The organism is Pedobacter gandavensis, assembly GCF_014172405.1.
Lineage (GTDB): Bacteria > Bacteroidota > Bacteroidia > Sphingobacteriales > Sphingobacteriaceae > Pedobacter > Pedobacter gandavensis.
Map to the genome: position 1 here is coordinate 1,049,570 of NZ_WNXC01000001.1, position 20,762 is coordinate 1,070,331.

Genomic DNA, 20,762 nt, shown 5'->3' on the forward strand with positions numbered 1-20,762 from the left:
GGTTACACCTGATCGTTTTTATTCTTTAGTAAAAAGGAATTCTTTTCCCCCTTGCTTCAAGGTCATTTCATTCTTGTCACTGTTAAACACCAATACAATTCCAGCTTTCTCAAATTCAAAGCTATTTGGAGAGGTCGCGTCCAATTGAAAAGCAGGTTGTCCGGTTGCCTGCGCAACTAATTTGGCTTCATTATTCGTGATGGAGATTTTCACCGGAATTGCAGCACTGGCATAATTACCCAAGAATGCGGACAAATCTTCTGGTTTTAAAGCTACAAAATTAAATGACGGCAATTTAAACGGTTTATTGAAATAGCTACTTAAAGCACATAGCAATACATTGTTATTTGAATAATTCAATCCATTAGCAGTTAATGCTACAGCCAATTTATGTTCCGGAAAATAACTCAAAACGGATTGAAATCCATCAATTCCTCCGGTATGTCCAAAACTTTTCTCTTGAAAATATGGAAATTGAAACATCCCCATTCCATAGTTTCCATTGATGGTTTGCATCAATGCCAATGATTTTTCCGAAATGAGTTTACCTGCAAAGAGTTGTGTGATAAAAACCGTTAAATCTGATGGATTGGAGACAATCGCCCCTGCACCCATTGGGATAGACAAATCTGTTTCCGCTTCTTTAGCCCATTTACCTTTATTGAGGTAAGAATAAGATTCGTTTTTTTGAAGGTCAGTTTTAGTTCCAAAATAGGTATTTGCCAAATGTAATGGGCTGATAATTTTGTTGTTTAGTAGCGTAGCATATGGTTTATTGTAAATTTTCTCCAGTATATAGCTTAAGATAACGTAATTAGAATTACTGTACTCTCCTTTGCTGTTAGGTTCGAAATCACTTTTCCCTTTAACAATAATATCCATCATTTCCGCTGCTGACTTAGCCTGTGTATGGTATTCCATATAGACTGCATCATTTGTGAAATTATGAATACCGCTACGGTGGTTCAGCAGGTTTCCAATAGTGATCTTACTGGCGTTTTCAACTTTTGGGAAATACTTATCCAGGGTCTGGTCTAGCGATAGCTTACCTTCTTCAATTGCTTTAAAAGTGAGCACTGCGGTAAACATCTTAGAAATAGATCCAATTCTATACTTGGTCTTCGTATCTGCTTTTTTTGAAGATGCGACATCACCATAACCAATCGCCTTGGTGTATAGCAATTTACCATTTTGAGAAACTGCAATGCTCCCCATAAACTGGTCTTTTTCTTCTAGAATCTTAAATAGGCTATCTAAACGCTGCTGATTGAATGTTTGCGAGAAACAAGTCGTCGCAATTGCAGTCATCATACTGATACATAGTAGTTTTTTTCTCATGGTTATTTTTTATTTAGGTGTTTTTTGACTTTTAAGGTGAAAGTGATCAACATATAGAAAAACAAGGTGATGAAGAACATAGCTGGTATAAACCAAGACCCCAAGACTTCAGTGAAGCCATCTTGCTCTGTCCCACTACTGATTCCTAAAACCTTGAACTGGCCATCTTTCAAGAATAAACCAGTTTCGTTTGGATGTAGAATTTTAGCAAAAATTAGAAACACAAATCCGAGCAGTAGCAGGTAGGAAACAAAGAAAATGATGTACGAGAAACCATTGGTAAAGTTTAATGCCAATGCTTTTAATATGTGGATTGGATTGAAAGTTGTTGTCGCTTGCTCCAATTTCTTATCCGCCACCAAAGGCTTTAAAACCTCCTCAGGGCTACCCAGTTTTTCAATAATATCCAGTAAGGCATCAATTTCGTTTCCTTCAGTACTTTGTTGAATCGCCTCAAAAATATGACTGTTTATTTCCATGTAGATATCATCCTGGCTTTCTTTTGAAAGTGAATTCGTTACTTTCTTAACACGCTTCATGTAATCATTGTACACTCTTTTCGATGCCTCTTGTTTGAATTTTATCTGCTCTATTTTCATTTGATTATTTTCTGGATAGCATTTTCTAAATTTTTCCAATATTCATTCATTTGAACCAGGGTCTTTGTGCCCATTTCCGTCAGGCAATAATATTTTCTGGGAATACCCGTTTCCTGCTCCACCCATTTTGAATCCACGAGATTTTCAGTTTTCAACCTGTTCATCAGCGGATACAATGTCCCCTCGGCAATCTCTATTTCCGTATGTTTTCTGATTTGCTCGATAAGCTCATAACCGTAATACTCGTTTTCCTTAAGGATATTCAGGATAATAAAAGTAAGTGTCCCTTTCTTAACCTGTGACTTCCAATTTGATACAAAGGTTTCATTCATAAAGTAAATATATAGCAAATCACATAGCAATACAATGTACTTTGTTATAAATACAAAAGAAAATCCACAACAAGCTTATCTACAGGAAATTACTATGGATCAGAAAATAGCACATCTACTTATACCCTATTATGGTCTGGCAACCATTCCTTTATTGATTTTTTAATTTCATCAGGGCTCAGTCCTGTTAACACAGCCCGCTCAACTAAGGCTGGAAGTTCTGCATCCGAGGCAAAGCGAAGTGCTGCAATCTGCCCAAAACTCAAACGATCTGCTAACAAATCAAGTCGCTTACCAGTCAGCACAAAATAGCGGAATTTCATTTCCAACATCACCACCCGATTTTGAAGAATCAAGGCATAATGTTGGCGTAACATAAAAGATAGCCATCCTATAATCACAAAAAGAACAGCAAGAAAAATCCATAACCAAAAGTTGGCACTTTCCCCAAAAGCCTTGGTGACACAGACCACAAATCCAGCTATAACTACCGGATAAAAAACAAAGTGATGCGGAGGATAAAAACGGATATGGTTCTCGTAATCTTGCATAATGGTTAGCGTTTAGAAATTTTGATCAATTCAAAGCCTTTACGAATAGTAATATACAATATTACCCTCATTAATAAGGCATTAAACAACAAGCATATTGAAAAATGTAATTTATTCTACAAATAAATTATACCTTTCTGAAAAAAAAAGAAATGAAGAAAACCAAACTACTTTTTCTAACCTTATTTATTGCCAATTACAGTTACGCACAAAGCACCTTAATGGATAGTTTAATTCAGAAAAACTATACAACATTTCAAAAAAATAACAACAACTCATTTGAAGGTAAAGGTTGGACCAACCTAAAAGATGAAATGACTAAAAGCAACTCTGTTGTGCTTGGTGAATTTCATTTTCAAAATGAAATCCCTTACTTCACTAACGCAATCATTAACAGCATAAAATTTGACAACTATTTTCTGGAGGTAGACCCATATCTGGTGAAAATTCTGGAGGAAAAAATCAAAACGTTATCCCCAGACGAACTCAATAAATTCATAAAAGAGTATGGTAACCAAAGAAGCTTCTCTTTTTTAAGTCAGGAGGCTGAATTTGACCTACTCAAGAACATCATTAAGCATCAAATAAAACCTTATGGAGTTGAGCAGGTCAGCTTATTTTCTGATCGGGTAATCATTTCAGAGTTGAATAAACATTCCAAAAATGCGAAAGCGAAGGTTATCTATAAACAAATGATGGATAATTCTAAAGCATTCGACAGGAAAAAGAACACCGAGTTCTATTTCTTTTCGAAGGACTTTTCAGAAAAGCTGAACGCCTTAACTGCCTTAAATTTATCAGCCAATGAAAAAGAACAAATTGAAGCCATAAAATTAAGTCAGGAATTGTATTTAAACCGAATTCACCGTTTAAGAGTTCAATTACTGAAACACCTGACTCTTCAAAAACTACCTGAATGGAAAGATAAAAAGAACCTGTTCAAATTTGGTGCCGGCCACTCCCCTAAAGGTGAGAGTTTATTAGAGGTATATGATATCGGTAATCTTGTTTCCAATATTGAAGATGGAAATTACAGAAAATCATTACATGTCATGGTAATGGGCAAGGAAGAAGGTGAAACATTAGCAGATTTGGAAATGTATAAATCTTTCTTAACGGTTGTAAAAGACAACAATTGGTATAATTATGATTTAAGACCTTTAAAAGAAGCTATCTCTAAAAACAAACTGAAAGTAGACAACTTAGAGCTGGAAAGAATTATCAAAGGTTACGACTATTTAGTTTACATCCCCAACCTGACTAAAATGAAAAACTTTGGTGAATAAATCAATTCAATTGATCTATATAACAGGCCGGCTATTATGTATAATAGCCGGCTTTTTTTTAGCTATTTATTAGTGATAACTTCCCGAAAAACAGCCTCATTAATAATACATTAAACAACAAGCATATTGAAAAATGTAATTTATTCTACAAATAAATTATACCTTTCTAAAAAAAAAGAAATGAAGAAAACCAAACTACTTTTTCTAACCCTATTTATTGCCAATTACAGTTACGCACAAAGCACGCTGATGGATAGTTTAATCCAAAAAAACTATACTACCTTTCAAAAAAACGACAAAAATTCTTTCACAGGTAAAGGCTGGACTGCCTTACAGGAGGAAATGACCAATAGCAACTCTGTTGTAGTGGGTGAACTACATTTTCGAAATGAAGTTCCTTACTTTATGAACGCAACCATCAACAGCATTAAGTTTGACAATTATTTCCTGGAAGTAGATCCCTATCTCGTAAAGATATTAGAAGAAAAAATCAACACATTATCACCTGAGCAACTCAACAAATTCATAACAGATTATGGTCAAAATGAGAGTTTTTCATTTTTAAGTCAGGAAGTAGAATTTGATTTTTTCAAAAACACCCTCAAGCACCATATAAAACCTTACGGGATTGAGCAAATCAGCCTATTTTCGGATCAGGTCATCCTCTCAGAATTGAGTAAACATTCGAAAAATGCTAAAGCAAAAGAAATTTACAAGCAAATGATTGGTGATTCCAAAGCTTTTGATCGGAAAAACGACACACAATTCTATTTACTTACAGAAGATTTTTTAGCCAAACTTAACGCATTGACTGCCCTAAATTTATCCGCTAATGAGAAAGAGCAAGTGGAAGCACTAAAAGCAAGTAGGGAATTATATTTAAATAGGAAACACGTTTTAAGGGTTCAATTATTGAAACACCTGATGCTTCAAAAACTACCTGAATGGGGAAATAAAAAGAATCTTTTTAAATTTGGCTCGCTCCATACCCCTAAAGGTGAGAGCATAAGCCAAGTGTATGATATCGGTAACTTTGTTTCTAATCTTGAAGAGGCAAATTACAGGAAATCATTACACCTAATGATTATTGGAAAAGATGAAGGGGGGAAACTAGAAGATTTAGTGCAGTTTAAATCTTTCTTAACAGTTGTAAAAGATGACCAATGGTATGCTTATGATTTAAGGCCTTTACATCAAGCTATTTATAAAAAGCAACTTAAAATAGATGATTTAGGGCTGGACAGATTTATAAAAGGTAATGATTATTTAATCTTCATTCCGAACCTGACAAAAATGAAAAACTTCGGCGAATAAATCAATTCAATTGATCTACATAACAGGCCGACTATTATAATATAATAGTCGGTTTTTTTTGTCATTTATTATTAACACCCAAAAAAAACACCATAAAACACTCAACCAGAACTAAGTAAAGCGGATTCTAAAGCTATTCTAATCTTCTCCTTATCCTCCTCACATATACTAATTATATAATTGTAATATGAAAACACCATATTTCAGTATTACAACAATGCGTAGTCTACTCATCAATACCATCATTTATGGGCTGCCCATTCCTGTAATTATCATTTCCTTACTGATTGGTTCTTCAGACAACATTGGCTTAGCTGCTTTTTGGGATTGGATCAGGAGCCTGGTAGATAGCAGTCATCCAAGCCCGGTACTTGTTGAAAATGTCATTTTCAACATCCGGTTACCCAGGGCATTGATGACCTTTCTTGTCGGCGCGGCATTGGCCACAGCAGGCGGTGTACTGCAAGCCATCTTTAGAAACCCCTTGGTAGATCCATATATCCTGGGGATCTCCTCAGGCGCAGCATTTGGGGCTTCCTTAGCCATCTTAGTCCCCTTATTGTCCATTCATATCTCTGCATTTGTTTTCGGGGCGGCAGCGGTTTCCCTGACTTATGTATTCGGATACACTAAAAACTCTTCCTCAATCACCATTATCCTGGCGGGGATGATTGTATCCGGCTTATTTTCCGCGAGTCTGGCCTTAGTGCAATACCTGAGTGATCCCTTCAAATTACAAGCAATCATCCAATGGACTATGGGAAGTTTGCACCTGAGTTCCTGGCATAAAGTCCAGCAAAGCTGGATTCCGATTTCCCTCGGACTGCTTGGATTATACTTCATCCGCTGGAAGCTCAATCTATTATCTCTGGGAGATGATGAAGCAAGGGCGGTTGGGGTCAATCCGACCTATATTAAAATCATTGCGGTTTTATTGGCCACAATCGTGACCGCGGTTGCAGTGGCGAGCGCAGGGATTATCAGCCTATACGGACTTTTTGTGCCACACATTACGCGGATGCTTGTTGGTGCTAGTAATACCAAAACCACCCCCGCAAACATCTTCTTTGGAGGCACTTTTCTTTTGATCATCGACAACTTCTGTAGAACAGTATTCCCCTACGAAATTCCGATTGGAATCTTTACGATGATCATCGGTGCGCCCTTTTTTATATTCCTCATCAAGAAACGAAAAATCAACTGGTCATGAGTTTAGCTGCAATTAAAATAGAAAATCTGTCCTATTCCATACCAGGGAAAACGATACTTGACAATGTTTCCCTTTCCCTGGCAGCCAACCAGTTTAGCGTCATCCTTGGGAGAAATGGAAGTGGAAAATCTACGCTATTCAACCTGATTACTGGTAAGTATCCTTATTCTTCAGGAGTAGTTGAGCTCTTGGGAAAAGAACGTTCCAGTATACCGCAGAAGAGTTTGGCTAAAACCATTGGATTCCTTCCACAGTTTCACCAGAGTGTCTTTCCATTTTCAGTATATGATGTCATTCTCACTGGAAGGGCGGCCTTTTACAGATTTGGCCCTTCAGGTCGCGATCATGAAATCGTGGAGCAGACCTTGTTAAACATGGGGATTTCGCATTTGAAAGATAAATCCTATACCGATCTTTCAGGTGGAGAAAGGCAATTGGTTCTCATCAGTCGCGTAATGGCTCAGGGCCCGGATATCCTTGTCCTGGATGAACCAACCAATCATTTGGACCTCCATTTCCAGGTCTTAGTTTTAGATAAGCTAAAACTGTATTCCCGCAGTGGTCACACCGTGATCTGTATCATGCACGATCCCAACATGGCCAGCATCTATGCCGACCATACCTATTTTATCAAAGACCAAAAGGCCTATGACAGTAGCTTATTGATAGCAGAAGATCCTTTTGCGAATATCTATGAAGCACTTTATGAAATGCCATTGATGCAAGTTCAAGTGAAAGACAAAACGATTATTATCCCGCAATTTTAACAGGTCACGATATATCCTGTTCCTCGCGAATAATTATTTAAATCTTTTGTAATTTCTGCAGAATTTCAACTGCGTTCTTATTTTCAGGGTTTAATTTTATAGATTTCTGATACATTTCCTGAGCTTTGGGTTTATCCCCTGCCTTCAATAGCGCTTCCCCAAAACTGTCATAAACATTCCAGCTCTCAGGATATAGTTTTGAAGCCGTGTCAAAAACGGTTAAGGATTCCTTGATCAGGTTATTGCGCAACAAATCATATCCTACACGGATAAAATCTCTTTCAGAACTGCGAAAACTGCTCGGATTCGACTCATAATTACGAATGAAATCATTCCCTTTATGGATATCCCCCTTAACAACTGCATTGGCGTACTCGCGTGGGAGATTCTTTCCAGGAATCACATATGCCCGATTTCCAAGTAATTCCATCAGGGCATTAACACTGGCAAAAACAGCATTACTTCCAGTGTTGTCCAACATCACAATAGCCTGTTTTGTAGACAAATTATAGATCAGAATACTGGTTAAGCCCGATAAGGAACCGTCATGAAAAACCACTTTACCATGGGTAGTATCCGTATACATTTCCCAACCCAGGCCATAACTCACTTCTTTCTCATCCAGTTTATAACTAACCGTTTTTCCATTGTTGAGTATCGTTGGATTAAAGGCCTCTGCCAGTTCTTTTTTTGGTAGCAATTTACCACTTTGCAGGGCAAGGTTAAACTTAATCAGGTCCGCTGCAGTACTCACAATCCCGCCATTTCCATAAAAATTACTATGCCCCTCTATTTTAAATGGCAAAGGAAGACTGTCCACATTTTTTAGAGCAGTAGAATATAGATTAGGATAGCCATAAAGCTGCACCTGTGATTTGGACTTAACCCTTCTATCTACTGGCACAAAAGTGTCTTTCATTCCTGACGGACGGAAAACGAATGTATTCATGTAGTTATGAAAAGTCTTTCCACTAACTTTCTCTACAATTAATGCAGCCAAACAGAAGTTAACATTATTATACTCCCACCGATCTCCAGGCGTAAAACTGGGTGGGATGTTTTTCTGTTTTAAAACAGGAATGATGTCTTGATTAGTAATCACCCTATTTCCATCTGCCTCAATTTCCTGGTCAAACAGGCTGTAATATTGACTAAGACCAGAGGTATTGCTTAACAGATGGCGTATGGTCACATTTCCATATGGAAATTCAGGCAGGTACTTTTTGACTGGTTGGTCCAGATCCAGAAGGCCTTTTGCTTTGAGTTGTAATATTGCAGTTGCGGTGAAAGTTTTGGTGACAGAAGCAATCGGGAATTGTGATCTGGAGGAGATTTCTTCCTGGGTTCCGGCATTAGACTGCCCAGTCTGGCCCTGAAACAAAACCCTGTCTTTTTCCGCGATCATCAGACTTCCATTAAATAGCTTTTGTTCATGCAATGTACTTACAAAAGCGTTTATTTTTTGTTCCTGCGCATGAACAGCTGTGATGCCAAAAAAGGAAAAAAGGAACAATGTACTCAGGAAACGGCCCTGATATTTAGATTGGTGTCTGGTCATAACAACTGGTTTGCTGGTTTAAATTTAGAGCTTAAGACACAGTCAATGTTACAACTAAAAAAAAGGCAAATGTATACCATTTGCCTGCTCCTTAAATCTAATTACTTTTTCGTTTTGATGTTTTGTTCATAGATATTCCCATAACAATTGATAATTTGAGATGGATCTAGTCTATAATTGGCCAAAGTAACCGATGCACCATACTTTTGCTGAAGCGCAGGAAACAACCGTCCATCATAAGCAATGGCAATCTTATGGTCATCGATCATGTAAATCGGCAAATGCCTATTTCCTACGTCAAAGCAAAACAAGCCTACCATTTCCATATTACTGCTCTGCAGCACCATACAGGTACAAGGTTTGATGAAAATCCGAATCACACAGATCTCATCCTGATAAATTACTAAACCCTGTTTAAGTACTGCTGATGAAGGTTTATCCAGGTGGATCATCCTGCCTGCCGCACTCTCTCTTTTGATAATGGTACGGTTTACTTCATACCATTCCAGGATCAGACTATCTTCTTCCTGATTATTCAAAGGCTGTACGACAGGCAATCTGTCTATCCTGATGACTTCATTATTTAGCATACTTTGCTTTTTTTTCTGCTACTTTAGCTTTTAACCAGTTACACCATTCTTCCATTCCTGTATCCTGCAAGCTGCTGATAGAAATGACATCCAGGTTAGGATTCACTTCTCTCGCATCCTTCGCTGCTGCCTCTACCGAAAAAGGAACGTATGGTAGTAAATCTGCTTTAGAAACCAACATCAATTCACTCGTTAAGAACATACGCGGGTATTTTTTAGGTTTATCGTCGCCTTCAGTCGAAGCCAGTACCGTTACCCGGTAATCTTCGCCAAGGTCAAAAGCAGCTGGGCACACCAGGTTTCCTACGTTTTCAATAAATAAAAGGTCACAGTCCGTCAGATCGATATGATCTAAAGCCTGTAAAATCATTTGTGCTTCAATGTGGCACATACCACCGGTTACAATTTGTAAGGCATTGATCCCAACATCGCGCATGCGAATGGCATCACGTTCTGTTTCAGGGTCTCCTACCAACACGGCAATGTTCAGGTCCTTGCCTAAGCGCTTACCCGTTTCCTGCATCAATGTGGTCTTTCCAGAACCCGGAGAAGAACAGATATTGATCACACAGATCCCGGGAATTTTATCTCGAACCGCTTTCGCTACATAATCGTTAGCTTTTAACAAATTCAAAGTTGTATTGTCACATTGTACCGACCCTACCGGCATTTGATTACTTTTCGGTGTTGCTGTCATGTTTATATTGTTATGTTAATCTTTAAAAATTACTTGACTGATTCGAAGTTCTTCCCCCTGCACAATCTGATCTGAAGGCTGTCCACATACGCATACAAATTTGTGAAAGCGAACCTCGAATTGAGAAGTACACTGTTTACAGTAGGCGATAATGGGCAGCAGTTCAATCTCCAGTTCCGTTTCCCTGAACCTCGTTTCTTCCAAAACAAATGCTTCGAAGGCATTTTGAATTAGAATCGGCTGGACATTACAGAGTAAGCCTGCCTCTATGGTTATTTTGGCGATATTTTCATAGGTTTCTGGATACGCTTGCTCCAGCGTTTTAAAAATATCCTTTACTATTGCGATTTCGTGCATAATAATTAGCTTTCGATAAGTTCCGCTATTGGTGTTTGATGTTCCATAAAATCCGTACACATACTGGCCACTGTTTTCAGGAAATTGTAAAGTAAGTCGCCATTGTTTCCTAAAGCGCGGACAAGAACCATGTCCTTGCTACACATCGTAAATCCAAAAGTGATGTCCTCATATTCTCCCCTGAAGATTTCATCCAGTTCCTTTTTAAAGGCTACTGCGAAATCTGAAGCGATAATCAAGGTCGCCTGATGGGTATATCCCTCATGAAACAGCATTTGATCAATCGGCTGCTCCTTAGGTTTCAAGACCTGATTGTCTATGTAAACGATTTTACCTTCTTTGTATATTTTAGTGGTACTGTGCAGCTTTTCAAATTGAAAAATCTCTTCACGCTGTACCCTTCCTGCACAAATGATATCCCCCCAAAGCAATGTCGATCCCTTTTCCATACGCACCTCATTCACCGTATGGAATATGGAATCTTTAAAAGGCGTGATTGGATATGGGATATACTGAAAAAAAGCATCCGCTCCGACATTCACCATCGTTTGCTGTGTAGCACCGGTTTTCATCGGATGTAGCTTATTGTAAGACTGGGAGTACAGATGAAGATTGGCCTTTTCAGCGATCTGAATATCAATTTTCAAATGATCCTCATCCATAATTCCTGGAGAAGAACTCATAATGATTAACTCCAGATGCTGATTTTCACGCTGAGAACCATAAGGCACTATTTTGTACGGCATATTGTAAAAACTGTCCTTCATGACCGTCTTTTCCTCTTCTACACATACACTTATCTTTATTGCACTATCCATGATATTTTCGTTTATCCTTCTAACAAGGCATATTTCTTAATCCAATTCTGTACTTCATCTAAACCCTGTAGGGTCATCATATTGGTCAGAATAAAAGGACGCTCTCCACGCATGCGTGTCGCATCACTTTGCATCACTGAAAGATCTGCACCAACATATGGCGCAAGGTCAATTTTGTTGATCAATAGCAAGTCTGATCTGGTAATTCCAGGACCACCTTTTCTAGGGATCTTTTCCCCTTCAGCTACATCAATCACGAAAATGGTCACATCGGCCAGATCCGGACTGAAGGTAGCCGTTAGGTTATCCCCGCCACTCTCCACAAAAATCAGCTCCACATCGGGGAATTTCTCTGCCAGTTCCTCTACTGCTTCAATATTCATGGAACAATCTTCCCGAATGGCAGTATGCGGACAACCGCCGGTTTCTACACCAGCAATACGTTCTGCTGGTAGTGAAGAATTCTTCTGAAGGAATTCAGCATCTTCACGTGTATAAATATCATTCGTCACCACACAAATACTGTATGAGTCACACATTGCTCTGGTCAACCTTTCGATTAATGCGGTTTTACCTGAACCTACGGGTCCTGCGACCCCTATTTTTACATATTTTCTCTTCGCCATTTCTTATGAAATATAAATCCGTGTATATAATTTTTCATGCTGCATACATCTGATGTCCTGTGCAATACAGCAGCTCCCTAACATTTCCTCAGGCATTTCCTCCTGTGAGGCTACCAACTGATCAATCAAATCATGAAGGTTGTACAAAATCTTTTGCGCATCCATCTGACTGATCGGTACCAGCTTCGCACAATTGGTTACAATCCCGTTTAAGGTGTTGTAATAAAAGGCATGCAAAGCATCCTTCAATGGTATTTTAGCCGCATGCGCATACATGGCAAAAGCCATCGCATAATGTCCGTGTACCTCCCCTTGTTTGATCGCCTGAAGGTATTTTGTACAACGCGCTACCGGTTTCAGGTTCTCGGTTACTTTTAAAAATCGGATCCCCAGTTTCTTGCTGGCATCTCTGATTTCAAATGGCGCTTTATAGGCGCTGATCAGCTCATCGAGTTCCTGGACTTTCGCCTTCGTCGCATGGCCATCACACATCTTCCAGGCCAGCATAAAAAATGCAGCATCATTATAATAGAAGTTGTGTTGCAGCATGGTTTCCGCATATACTTTCACGGCTTTGCTATTGTTCACAATTCCCTTGCTCACATACGTTTCCAATCCATAGGACTGGGTAAAGCTGCCGATCGGAAATGCAGAATCATTAATCTGTAATAGTGTCAGTAATGCATTCATCTTACTTGCTTGCTAAAGAAATTACCTGCCCCGAGCTGCTCCATTTGTGGATCATCAAAGTGGAGGTTCTTTCTATGATTCGAATCTCTTTTCGCGGTTCGAACCCACCCCTTTTTAAGAACCGATAAAGGGGGGATTCAAATGCGATAATGACTTCTTTGTCTTTATTAATAAAGACCGGGATATGCTTATTACCAATTTCAAAACATACGATGGCCATATCTCGAAAGGTAGCCGGCTGAAACACAATACAGGCGCTAGGGATAATTTGTACCACGATGATATCTTTACCCTCCTGGTAAATGATATCACCATGATACAGTTGCTCCTGTTCCAGATGATGGATCGCGATTTCGCGGCCAGTATCTGTTAGCATGCGCAGGATTCTCTTTGTGGTATCATACCACTCCAATTGTAAAATATCAATCTTACAGTTGGAGTAACGCTTCGCATCGTCATATAGATTAGCAATAACCCGATCTACTTTTATCATACTAGAAAAGGAAATAACGTTGTGCCATAGGAAGTACTGCCAAAGGCTCGCAAGTAGCAATTACGCCATCTACACGTACATCATAAGTTTCCGGATCTACCGTGATATTCGGCATGGCATCGTTGTGAACCATGTCTTTCTTCATCACCGTTCTACATCCTTTTACCGGTAAGCTGGTACGTGCCAATCCGTATTTCGCAATGCTTCCATTCTCTAAAGAAACTTTAGAAACAAAGTTGAAACAGATATTAGACAATGCTTTTCCATGGTTACCGAACATCATTCTATAAACAATAGGCTGTGGTGTTGGAATAGAAGCATTCGCATCTCCCATTTTAGCACCCAGGATCATACCTGCCTTGATGATCAGTTCTGGTTTTACACCAAACATCTCTGCTTTCCATAAAATCAAATCGGCGATTTTACCCGGTTCAATAGAACCCACATAACTGTCAATTCCATGCGCTTTAGCCGGGTTGATCGTATATTTAGAGATGTAACGTTTCACCCTGAAGTTATCATTACCTTTTCCTTCATCTTCTTTTAATGGTCCTCTTTGGATTCTCATCTTGTGCGCAGTCTGGAAAGTACGGGAAATCACTTCACCAACTCTACCCATCGCCTGGCTATCAGAACTCATGATGCTGAATACCCCCATATCCTGAAGAATATCTTCCGCAGCGATTGTCTGAGGACGAATTCTTGAATCTGCGAAAGCCACATCTTCTTTTACGTTCTTGTCTAAGTGATGGCATACCATCAACATATCCAAATGCTCTTCTGCCGTATTCACGGTGTAAGGCTTGGTTGGATTGGTGGATGCAGGCAAAATATTAGGATACATCGCGATCTTCATAATGTCCGGGGCGTGACCACCACCAGCACCTTCCGTGTGGAAAGTATGGATCACACGACCGTCAATTGCACGAACCGTATCTTCCAGGAAACCAGCCTCATTAAGTGTATCCGAGTGAATCGCTACTTGAACATCATATTTATCTGCAACCCTTAGTGCCATATCAATCGTTACCGGATTTGCACCCCAGTCTTCATGAATTTTAACACCAAGAGCCCCAGCTTCTACCATCTCTTCAATCGGTGCCATCGTAGACACGTTTCCTTTACCAAATAACCCTACGTTAATTGGTAAAGTCTCAAATGCCTGTAGCATTTTTTCGATATACCATTTACCAGAAGTTACTGTAGTGGCATGTGTACCATCTGCTGGTCCGGTACCACCACCGATGAAAGTAGTTACCCCACTATAAAGTGCCGTTTCTATTTGCGTCGGACTGATAAAGTGAATGTGGGTATCAATACCACCTGCTGTAAGGATCATTCCAACACCACTGTGTACTTCTGTAGCAGCACCGATGATCATATTTGGAGTTACACCGTCCTGTACGTCAGGGTTACCCGCTTTACCTACCCCAACAATTTTACCATCTTTAATCCCAACATCACCTTTTACAATACCCCAATGGTCGATCACCATGACGTTCGTGATACAGAAATCCAGTACACCTTCGTCTTCTAATGCACGAGCCGACTGGCCCATACCATCACGGATGGTTTTACCACCACCGAATTTGTTTTCTTCACCATATACCGCGAAATCTTTTTCGATCTCAATGAACAATTCCGTATCGGCCAACCTTACTTTATCACCTGTAGTAGGGCCAAAAAGCGCCACGTATTTTGCTCTTGGAATGTAAAGGTCTCCATCTATATATTTAACGGATCCTGCTTCCAGGCCAAGTTTGTCTAGTCCTAATGACCTTAAACCAACTACACTGCCCATTGCAGTCATCCCGACTACCTTAATCCATTCTCTTCTATTCCATTCTGCCATAATATTCTATCTTAATTTTACGGTTTTATACTTTTCTGCATTCATTTTTTCGATCGCCGCTACTTTCACTTTTTCATCGGTATACTTACCACTGGTAAGGCCGTTAAATCCGTGAATTTCTTTGTTGCCACCAATCTCCACCAAGATGATGTCTTTGCTTTCTCCTGGCTCAAAGCGGATTGCGGTACTTGCCGGAATGTTCAGTCGTTTTCCAAATGCACGTTCTCTATCGAATTGCAAATGACGATTCACCTCAAAAAAATGATAATGGGAACCTACCTGTATCGGCCTGTCTCCGGTATTGGTCACTGACAAATGCATAGTTTCATAACCTACATTGGCCTGGATGTCTTCTTTTCTAATAATGTATTCTCCTGGTATCATTTCTTATGATTTTAAAGATTAACGGATAGGATTGTGAATGGTAACCAGCTTTGTTCCATCCGGGAATGTGACTTCAATCTGCACATCATGGATCATTTCAGGAACGCCTTCCATCACCTGTTTTCTACTCAACAGCTTGGTTCCGTAATCCATTAATGCGGCAACCGTTCTTCCATCTCTTGCTTTCTCCATGATTTCTGCACTGATGTAAGCGATGCACTCTGGATAGTTCAGCTTCACGCCTCTTTTGAGGCGCTTGCTCGCAAGCTCACCTGCAAGATGCAGCATCAATTTTTCGGTTTCTCTGGGTGTTAAACGCATAAAATTTTATAGTATTAAATTTATTATCTGTAGGATTCTCAATTTGCTTTTCTTAAATCGCTTTTAGGTTAAAATAGGTACCCAGGATAAAGCGATTGTTCTTTTCGGTAGGTAAACCGATCCGGTTTGTATAACTGATTTTATTGTCAATGTATCCTCCGAAAAGTTTCCAGTCTTGATTTACCAATGGCTTAAATTCCAATGCCGCATAGCCCGTCCAGTTTCTTCTAAAATCCTGACCGATCTGCTTGTCCTTCGCAGCAGAAGCCGTTTCATAAGCCCCCTTTAAGGAGATGCCCCAATGATGGCTAAACTGTTGGTCAAAACGCAGTACGGCAGATTTATAAACCACATCTTTACGCATAACCCTATCTGCACCAACACTTCCGTAAAAGGAATGAATTGGATTGGATGCCAACATGGTATGGTCTACACCATAATCAGAATACTGAAGGTCTAAGTAAATTTTTGTACGCCCTACCTTATACATATTGGCCAGGGAAACTGAATGATTGTCTGCACCAGCGATCAGCTGATTGTAGTTGTAAGACCATTTGGTATGGAATGCTTTATCCAGGAAATTACCTTCCCAGGTTAAATAAGCACCCATTGGACGTTCTGATTGTTTGAAATCGCCGGCAGCATATCCAGCGGTTTTGATCAGTTGATCTAAAGTCTCCGTGGAAGTGTTATAGACTTGTAATTGAAAGTTATGATTCGGGTTTACTTTGTAGGAAAAGGTAGCTCCTACTACGAATAGATTTAGAATACGATCTACATAATCGGTGAAAATATATTCATAAACGGGATTGTTGACAAACTCATAACTCCCTACCGCAGCAGCTTGTTTACCCAGGATCACCTCCCATTCCTTCTGCTTTCCAAATCTATAGTTGACCTGGGCAAAATCAAGCGCTCTGGACCCATTGTCCTGCGTGGTCGTCGCAAATGCTCTGTTGAGACGGAAACGAACTTTATAAGATAGGTCGGGATGAACATTCCCAGTCAGCAATAACCTGGTTTCATCCAATCGGAAACCGGCATTCAAATGACGGTCTTTATGCTGACCGATGTTCAATGAAGTACGACCTAGTACATTGAGGTTAAATATCGAGGAATCCTTAGCTACTGTTTTAGTAGGCTGGATGATTTTACTGGATTGTTTTACACTGTCAACTGGCGTTTGTGCCCAGGTAATTGCCGGACAAACTGCACATAAAACTACACCTACACTGGTTCTTATTTTCATATCGCTAGACTTATGGATACAAGTATAGGATACAGACCTAAAAATGCGTTAAACCGAGGATTAACGCATAATTAGGAGGAAATAAGTGTGAGATTAGAAATCGGCGATTGGACAGGTTATGGTCACTATTGTGCCTTTACCCTCCTTAGAATCAATAGTCAGGGTAGCGTCATGAAGTTCAAAGATATTCTTCGCGAGTACCAGACCCAGTCCATTTCCATAAATACTGCCCACATTTGAAGCCCTGAAAAAAGATTCAAAGATGTGCGGTTTGTCCTGGTCAGGAATACCGATCCCCTGGTCCATTACCCGGATCACAATTTTAGAATGCTCTACTTCAATACTAACTTTCACTTCCTTGTCGTTGCCATATTTACAGGCATTGGAAATGATATTAGAAAGCCCGATAAAGAACAGATCCTCGTTCACGTAAACGCTCAACAGGTTACTATCTTCCGGAATATTAGAGAAATCCAGGAATATCCGATGGTTATCGTTCAGGTAGCCTTCAGATTCTTTCACTTTATAAAGCAATTCATCAATCCTGACATGGCTCATGTTCTGCACTTTTCCATCATAACCGGTTCTCGAAAGCAAGAGCAGATTATTCACAATTAAGTTCATTCGATCCACCTCTCTGCTGACCATCTCCAGGGAATAATGTGCAGGATGTTTAGGATCCAGGCTGTTCAAGGCCAGTTCTGATTCCCCACTGATGATCGTCATCGGTGTCCTTAAGGAATGGGAAGCATTGCTGATAAAACTACGCTGAGATTTTACGGCAATTTCCAATCGGCTCAACATATCGTTGATGTTAGAAATCAACACTTCAATTTCGTCTTTTTCCTTTGTTTTCTTGGTCGGTAGCCGGAGGTTAAGGTTACTGATGTTGATCAAACCGATTCGTTTATTGATCGACGCGATCGGATTCAAGAGTTTCTCCGCAAAATAAAAGGAAAGGAGAATGATGAGGCATAAAAATATAATTACGCCGGAAATGAGTGCACGGTTAAGATCAGCATGCTCTGCCTCTCCAAATTCGTCGACTGCTGAAGAGACCACCACCAAGTTCTTATCATGGTCCTTATCTTCAAAAAACAGCGCCACATAAGCGGTATCATTGATCATCAACTCAGACTTCCCCTTTTGAATTGCTTCTTCAAAAAAAGAATTGTCCATCGGTAAAAGCGGCTCATAACGGGGTTGTTTCTCATGTTTTGAAACACGTACCAGGAAATTTCTACCAAAAGAGAACTGATTGATAAACTGATTGCTCAATTCATAATACCCTTTGTCTTTGTAACTTTTAGAATTAAAAACATGAGTCCCCAACATTCGGGCATTTTCTTCTAACCTGATATAGAATTTACTTTCCAGGGTTTTCGCCGTGAAATAAGAAACATATACGGCAAAAGACAACAGGATTAAACTCCCTATGGCGGAGCATAGCAGGATGATTTTAGTTTTAATTCTCATAATTATCCTGTACTCTCAATACATAGCCCATACCAATCACCGTATGAATTAATTTCGGACTAAAGTTCTTATCTATTTTTTTCCTCAGGTAGTTCAGGTACACATCCACTACATTGGTACTGAGGTTGAAATCCATTCCCCATACTTCTTCCAGAATATCAACACGGGTAATGATTCGATTCATATTCTGCATCAGATATTCGAGTAATCTATACTCTGTAGCGGTCAGCACGATCACTTTCCCCGCCCGGGTTACGGTCTTACTGTCTTTGTCCAGCACCAGGTCTGCGATAGAAAGGATGTTTGCCGGTGTGGCACGCAGGGTTCCTGTTTTACGGGATTTTCGGTACACGCGAGCCTTCAATTCATCAATTTTAAAGGGCTTGGTCATGTACTCATCGGCATCCTGATTAAAGGCCGCCACAATATCTTCCGTTTGATTCAAGGCAGAAAGGATAATAATGGGTACATCAGGATCTGTTAATCTGATGTTTCTACAAACCTCCAAACCATCCATTCCAGGTAGCATGACATCCAGAATAATCAGGTCAAACTGATTCATTCCAGCCATTTTTAGTCCGGTAAGCCCATCCATAGCCACGCTGATATCCAACTCACTATTATCGTCCATCAGGCCTCTTTTTATCAAAGAAACCACTGCTATTTCATCCTCTATTAAAAGTACCTTCATATAAACCCCTTATTTTAGCTATTGTCAAACTGGAATTACAAATTTAGTGAAAAATGATCGTCTGAGTTTTTATCAGGATAAAAAAAGACATTCAATCCAGAAGAGACACAACAGATAACAGCCGTATTCAAAAGAATTTCAATCGATTAAGATATTCGAATTAATTATTTTAGAAATCCATAACACGCGCACTAAATCAAAGCATACAAATCATTCAATGCCTCGGTCATCGAAGGATGGGTATATATGGTATCTCGTAAAGTCTGAAAATCAAGCCCTGCATTCATGGCGATTTGAACCGTATTGATCATCTCACTTGAATTGACACAGAATAGCGTACATCCTAATATTTTATTGGTTTTCGCATCTACAACTGTCTTTAGCAGCCCCTTGGTTTCCTCCATAAGTCTGGCTCTGGGTATGGCCCCTACCGGAAGCGTCGCGACTTTGATCTGATAGCCTTTTTCAATCGCTTCCTTCTCCCGTAAACCGATATGCGCTAAAGCTGGGCTGATAAACACAGAAAAAGCAACTTGTTTTCTTTTAGACAGGGAATTATAATCTCCGCCAAACAACTGATCTTTGATGATTCGAAAATCATCCAGGGAAATGTAAGTGAACTGGGGACCGCCATTAACATCACCAATTGCCCAAATGTGTGGCTGACTGGTTTTCAAAGCTTCATCCACCTTGATGTAGCCTCTATCATCCAATTCCACTCCGGCTGCTGCGAGGTTTAAGTGCTCAATATTGGGTTTTCTACCGGTAGCCAAAAGCACTGCATTTGACTCCAACTGTATAACCTCACCTTCCTTATCTTTAAAACTGATTTGAACCTGATCCTCAGCAATATCCTCAACACCTATAATGTTGACCTCATTGAGGAGGTGAATTCCTTTTGCAGTGATTACCTTGGAAATTTCATCCGCAACATCCTGATCCTCTTTAGGAAGGAATTCCGCGCCTCTATTTAATAAGGTCACATGGGCACCAAAATTAGCATACATCATTGCAAATTCTAAGCCGATAAAGCCTGCGCCAATCACCACCAGCTTCTCTGGCAAGCCAGCTTGTTCCATTAAAGAAGTACTGGTAAACACCTTGTTGGAAGCTTCAATTCCTGGGATGTTGGGTATAAATGGCAGAGATCCGGTATTGATGAAGATCCGATCGGCCAGGATGTTTATTTCGGTGGCATCATTTTGTTTGACAAGCACCTGATTGGGGCCAACAAATGAGGCTTCTCCGGTGATTACAGTCGCGAGTTCCAGCCCATCAATGTTATCAAAGTTTTTCGCCCTTAAAAATGCAGTAAGCTCATCTTTCTTTTGATGAGCAATGGCATAAGGAACATGCTTTTCGGCATTTACAATCAACGATTTTGTAGGAATACAAGCGATGTTGATGCAGGATCCACCATACATTTTTTCAGATTTTTCAATCAAGGCAACCTTTTCCCCGTGTTTGGCCAAATAGGCGGCGAGTGTTTTACCGCCCTTTCCAAAGCCTATTATTAAATTCTGATAATGCTGTTCAATTGCTTTCATTGGAATGATATTTCGT

Annotated in this window: 23 protein-coding genes; 4 read left to right on the top strand and 19 right to left on the bottom strand. The window is 39.8% G+C overall.

The window, feature by feature from the left end; translation table 11 throughout:
• Nucleotides 1-18: 18 nt before the first annotated feature.
• The 4 genes from GM920_RS04135 to GM920_RS04150 all read right to left on the bottom strand — a co-directional run bounded on the left by GM920_RS04135 (nucleotide 19) and on the right by GM920_RS04150 (nucleotide 2,820).
• Nucleotides 19-1,338, bottom strand: a complete 1,320-nt coding sequence (locus GM920_RS04135; RefSeq protein ID WP_182953675.1) for a serine hydrolase domain-containing protein — start codon at nucleotides 1,336-1,338, stop codon at nucleotides 19-21.
• Between the two features lie 2 nt (nucleotides 1,339-1,340).
• Entirely contained in the window at nucleotides 1,341-1,937 is a 597-nt protein-coding gene (locus GM920_RS04140; RefSeq protein WP_182953677.1) for an HAAS signaling domain-containing protein, read from the bottom strand.
• Entirely contained in the window at nucleotides 1,934-2,269 is a 336-nt protein-coding gene (locus tag GM920_RS04145) for a PadR family transcriptional regulator (protein ID WP_182953680.1), read from the bottom strand. Before GM920_RS04145 ends, GM920_RS04140 begins: the two co-directional genes overlap by 4 nt.
• 119 nt (nucleotides 2,270-2,388) lie before the next feature.
• Nucleotides 2,389-2,820, bottom strand: a complete 432-nt coding sequence (locus GM920_RS04150; RefSeq protein WP_182953682.1) for a DUF6526 family protein — start codon at nucleotides 2,818-2,820, stop codon at nucleotides 2,389-2,391.
• A 152-nt stretch (nucleotides 2,821-2,972) separates the two neighbouring features.
• Between GM920_RS04150 and GM920_RS04155 the strand changes: the two genes are divergently transcribed.
• The 4 genes from GM920_RS04155 (at nucleotide 2,973) to GM920_RS04170 (ending at nucleotide 7,397) form a co-directional block, all read left to right on the top strand.
• Nucleotides 2,973-4,106: a hypothetical protein gene (locus tag GM920_RS04155; RefSeq protein ID WP_182953684.1), complete on the top strand. Its 1,134-nt coding sequence runs from the start codon at nucleotides 2,973-2,975 to the stop codon at nucleotides 4,104-4,106.
• Between the two features lie 180 nt (nucleotides 4,107-4,286).
• Nucleotides 4,287-5,420 carry a hypothetical protein gene (locus tag GM920_RS04160; RefSeq protein ID WP_182953686.1) on the top strand — a complete coding sequence of 378 codons (1,134 nt, stop codon included), beginning with the start codon at nucleotides 4,287-4,289 and terminating at the stop codon, nucleotides 5,418-5,420.
• A gap of 187 nt (nucleotides 5,421-5,607) precedes the next feature.
• A complete protein-coding gene (locus tag GM920_RS04165; protein WP_202986030.1) occupies nucleotides 5,608-6,630 on the top strand; it encodes a FecCD family ABC transporter permease in 1,023 nt (340 codons plus the stop codon).
• Entirely contained in the window at nucleotides 6,627-7,397 is a 771-nt protein-coding gene (locus GM920_RS04170) for an ABC transporter ATP-binding protein (RefSeq protein WP_182953688.1), read from the top strand. The genes GM920_RS04165 and GM920_RS04170 overlap by 4 nt, the downstream gene beginning before the upstream one ends.
• Before the next feature lie 37 nt (nucleotides 7,398-7,434).
• On the opposite strand, the gene GM920_RS04175 is transcribed toward GM920_RS04170, so the two are convergent.
• The 15 genes from GM920_RS04175 to GM920_RS04245 form a co-directional block, all read right to left on the bottom strand.
• On the bottom strand, nucleotides 7,435-8,955 hold the full coding sequence (locus GM920_RS04175; RefSeq protein WP_182953691.1) for a serine hydrolase domain-containing protein: 1,521 nt from the start codon (nucleotides 8,953-8,955) through the stop codon (nucleotides 7,435-7,437).
• A 101-nt stretch (nucleotides 8,956-9,056) separates the two neighbouring features.
• The gene (locus GM920_RS04180) at nucleotides 9,057-9,545 is read right to left on the bottom strand and encodes an urease accessory protein UreE (protein WP_182953693.1); all 489 of its coding nucleotides are present in this window, start codon (nucleotides 9,543-9,545) and stop codon (nucleotides 9,057-9,059) included.
• Nucleotides 9,535-10,242: a hydrogenase nickel incorporation protein HypB gene (hypB, locus tag GM920_RS04185; protein WP_182953696.1), complete on the bottom strand. Its 708-nt coding sequence runs from the start codon at nucleotides 10,240-10,242 to the stop codon at nucleotides 9,535-9,537. The genes GM920_RS04180 and hypB overlap by 11 nt, the downstream gene beginning before the upstream one ends.
• Nucleotides 10,243-10,257: 15 nt before the next feature.
• Nucleotides 10,258-10,599: a hydrogenase maturation nickel metallochaperone HypA/HybF gene (locus GM920_RS04190; protein ID WP_182953698.1), complete on the bottom strand. Its 342-nt coding sequence runs from the start codon at nucleotides 10,597-10,599 to the stop codon at nucleotides 10,258-10,260.
• 5 nt (nucleotides 10,600-10,604) lie between these two features.
• Nucleotides 10,605-11,417 (bottom strand): urease accessory protein UreD, encoded by an 813-nt coding sequence (locus GM920_RS04195; protein WP_182953700.1) that lies wholly within the window; start codon nucleotides 11,415-11,417, stop codon nucleotides 10,605-10,607.
• Nucleotides 11,418-11,428: 11 nt separating this feature from the next.
• Nucleotides 11,429-12,043, bottom strand: a complete 615-nt coding sequence (gene ureG / locus GM920_RS04200) for an urease accessory protein UreG (RefSeq protein WP_182953702.1) — start codon at nucleotides 12,041-12,043, stop codon at nucleotides 11,429-11,431.
• A 3-nt stretch (nucleotides 12,044-12,046) separates the two neighbouring features.
• Nucleotides 12,047-12,733 carry an urease accessory protein UreF gene (locus GM920_RS04205; RefSeq protein ID WP_182953704.1) on the bottom strand — a complete coding sequence of 229 codons (687 nt, stop codon included), beginning with the start codon at nucleotides 12,731-12,733 and terminating at the stop codon, nucleotides 12,047-12,049.
• A 1-nt stretch (nucleotide 12,734) separates the two neighbouring features.
• Nucleotides 12,735-13,226 (bottom strand): urease accessory protein UreE, encoded by a 492-nt coding sequence (locus GM920_RS04210; RefSeq protein ID WP_182953706.1) that lies wholly within the window; start codon nucleotides 13,224-13,226, stop codon nucleotides 12,735-12,737.
• Nucleotide 13,227: 1 nt separating this feature from the next.
• Nucleotides 13,228-15,078: an urease subunit alpha gene (ureC, locus tag GM920_RS04215; protein WP_182953709.1), complete on the bottom strand. Its 1,851-nt coding sequence runs from the start codon at nucleotides 15,076-15,078 to the stop codon at nucleotides 13,228-13,230.
• 6 nt (nucleotides 15,079-15,084) lie between these two features.
• Nucleotides 15,085-15,462 carry an urease subunit beta gene (gene ureB / locus GM920_RS04220; RefSeq protein ID WP_182953711.1) on the bottom strand — a complete coding sequence of 126 codons (378 nt, stop codon included), beginning with the start codon at nucleotides 15,460-15,462 and terminating at the stop codon, nucleotides 15,085-15,087.
• A gap of 18 nt (nucleotides 15,463-15,480) precedes the next feature.
• Nucleotides 15,481-15,783 carry an urease subunit gamma gene (gene ureA / locus GM920_RS04225; RefSeq protein WP_182953713.1) on the bottom strand — a complete coding sequence of 101 codons (303 nt, stop codon included), beginning with the start codon at nucleotides 15,781-15,783 and terminating at the stop codon, nucleotides 15,481-15,483.
• A 52-nt stretch (nucleotides 15,784-15,835) separates the two neighbouring features.
• Nucleotides 15,836-17,032, bottom strand: a complete 1,197-nt coding sequence (locus GM920_RS04230; protein WP_182953715.1) for a porin — start codon at nucleotides 17,030-17,032, stop codon at nucleotides 15,836-15,838.
• A 93-nt stretch (nucleotides 17,033-17,125) separates the two neighbouring features.
• The gene (locus GM920_RS04235; protein WP_182953718.1) at nucleotides 17,126-18,508 is read right to left on the bottom strand and encodes a sensor histidine kinase; all 1,383 of its coding nucleotides are present in this window, start codon (nucleotides 18,506-18,508) and stop codon (nucleotides 17,126-17,128) included.
• Nucleotides 18,498-19,199: a response regulator transcription factor gene (locus GM920_RS04240; protein WP_182953720.1), complete on the bottom strand. Its 702-nt coding sequence runs from the start codon at nucleotides 19,197-19,199 to the stop codon at nucleotides 18,498-18,500. The genes GM920_RS04235 and GM920_RS04240 overlap by 11 nt, the downstream gene beginning before the upstream one ends.
• Before the next feature lie 191 nt (nucleotides 19,200-19,390).
• Nucleotides 19,391-20,746, bottom strand: a complete 1,356-nt coding sequence (locus tag GM920_RS04245) for an FAD-dependent oxidoreductase (protein WP_182953722.1) — start codon at nucleotides 20,744-20,746, stop codon at nucleotides 19,391-19,393.
• Nucleotides 20,747-20,762: the final 16 nt, after the last annotated feature.

Excerpts from the sequence above, each read along its gene's own strand:
- GM920_RS04135 (WP_182953675.1), bottom strand. The coding sequence starts at position 1,338 with ATGAGAAAAAAACTACTATGTATCAGTATGATGACTGCAATTGCGACG.
- GM920_RS04140 (WP_182953677.1), bottom strand. The coding sequence starts at position 1,937 with ATGAAAATAGAGCAGATAAAATTCAAACAAGAGGCATCGAAAAGAGTG.
- GM920_RS04145 (WP_182953680.1), bottom strand. The coding sequence starts at position 2,269 with ATGAATGAAACCTTTGTATCAAATTGGAAGTCACAGGTTAAGAAAGGG.
- GM920_RS04150 (WP_182953682.1), bottom strand. The coding sequence starts at position 2,820 with ATGCAAGATTACGAGAACCATATCCGTTTTTATCCTCCGCATCACTTT.
- GM920_RS04155 (WP_182953684.1), top strand. The coding sequence starts at position 2,973 with ATGAAGAAAACCAAACTACTTTTTCTAACCTTATTTATTGCCAATTAC.
- GM920_RS04160 (WP_182953686.1), top strand. The coding sequence starts at position 4,287 with ATGAAGAAAACCAAACTACTTTTTCTAACCCTATTTATTGCCAATTAC.
- GM920_RS04165 (WP_202986030.1), top strand. The coding sequence starts at position 5,608 with ATGAAAACACCATATTTCAGTATTACAACAATGCGTAGTCTACTCATC.
- GM920_RS04170 (WP_182953688.1), top strand. The coding sequence starts at position 6,627 with ATGAGTTTAGCTGCAATTAAAATAGAAAATCTGTCCTATTCCATACCA.
- GM920_RS04175 (WP_182953691.1), bottom strand. The coding sequence starts at position 8,955 with ATGACCAGACACCAATCTAAATATCAGGGCCGTTTCCTGAGTACATTG.
- GM920_RS04180 (WP_182953693.1), bottom strand. The coding sequence starts at position 9,545 with ATGCTAAATAATGAAGTCATCAGGATAGACAGATTGCCTGTCGTACAG.
- hypB (WP_182953696.1), bottom strand. The coding sequence starts at position 10,242 with ATGACAGCAACACCGAAAAGTAATCAAATGCCGGTAGGGTCGGTACAA.
- GM920_RS04190 (WP_182953698.1), bottom strand. The coding sequence starts at position 10,599 with ATGCACGAAATCGCAATAGTAAAGGATATTTTTAAAACGCTGGAGCAA.
- GM920_RS04195 (WP_182953700.1), bottom strand. The coding sequence starts at position 11,417 with ATGGATAGTGCAATAAAGATAAGTGTATGTGTAGAAGAGGAAAAGACG.
- ureG (WP_182953702.1), bottom strand. The coding sequence starts at position 12,043 with ATGGCGAAGAGAAAATATGTAAAAATAGGGGTCGCAGGACCCGTAGGT.
- GM920_RS04205 (WP_182953704.1), bottom strand. The coding sequence starts at position 12,733 with ATGAATGCATTACTGACACTATTACAGATTAATGATTCTGCATTTCCG.
- GM920_RS04210 (WP_182953706.1), bottom strand. The coding sequence starts at position 13,226 with ATGATAAAAGTAGATCGGGTTATTGCTAATCTATATGACGATGCGAAG.
- ureC (WP_182953709.1), bottom strand. The coding sequence starts at position 15,078 with ATGGCAGAATGGAATAGAAGAGAATGGATTAAGGTAGTCGGGATGACT.
- ureB (WP_182953711.1), bottom strand. The coding sequence starts at position 15,462 with ATGATACCAGGAGAATACATTATTAGAAAAGAAGACATCCAGGCCAAT.
- ureA (WP_182953713.1), bottom strand. The coding sequence starts at position 15,783 with ATGCGTTTAACACCCAGAGAAACCGAAAAATTGATGCTGCATCTTGCA.
- GM920_RS04230 (WP_182953715.1), bottom strand. The coding sequence starts at position 17,032 with ATGAAAATAAGAACCAGTGTAGGTGTAGTTTTATGTGCAGTTTGTCCG.
- GM920_RS04235 (WP_182953718.1), bottom strand. The coding sequence starts at position 18,508 with ATGAGAATTAAAACTAAAATCATCCTGCTATGCTCCGCCATAGGGAGT.
- GM920_RS04240 (WP_182953720.1), bottom strand. The coding sequence starts at position 19,199 with ATGAAGGTACTTTTAATAGAGGATGAAATAGCAGTGGTTTCTTTGATA.
- GM920_RS04245 (WP_182953722.1), bottom strand. The coding sequence starts at position 20,746 with ATGAAAGCAATTGAACAGCATTATCAGAATTTAATAATAGGCTTTGGA.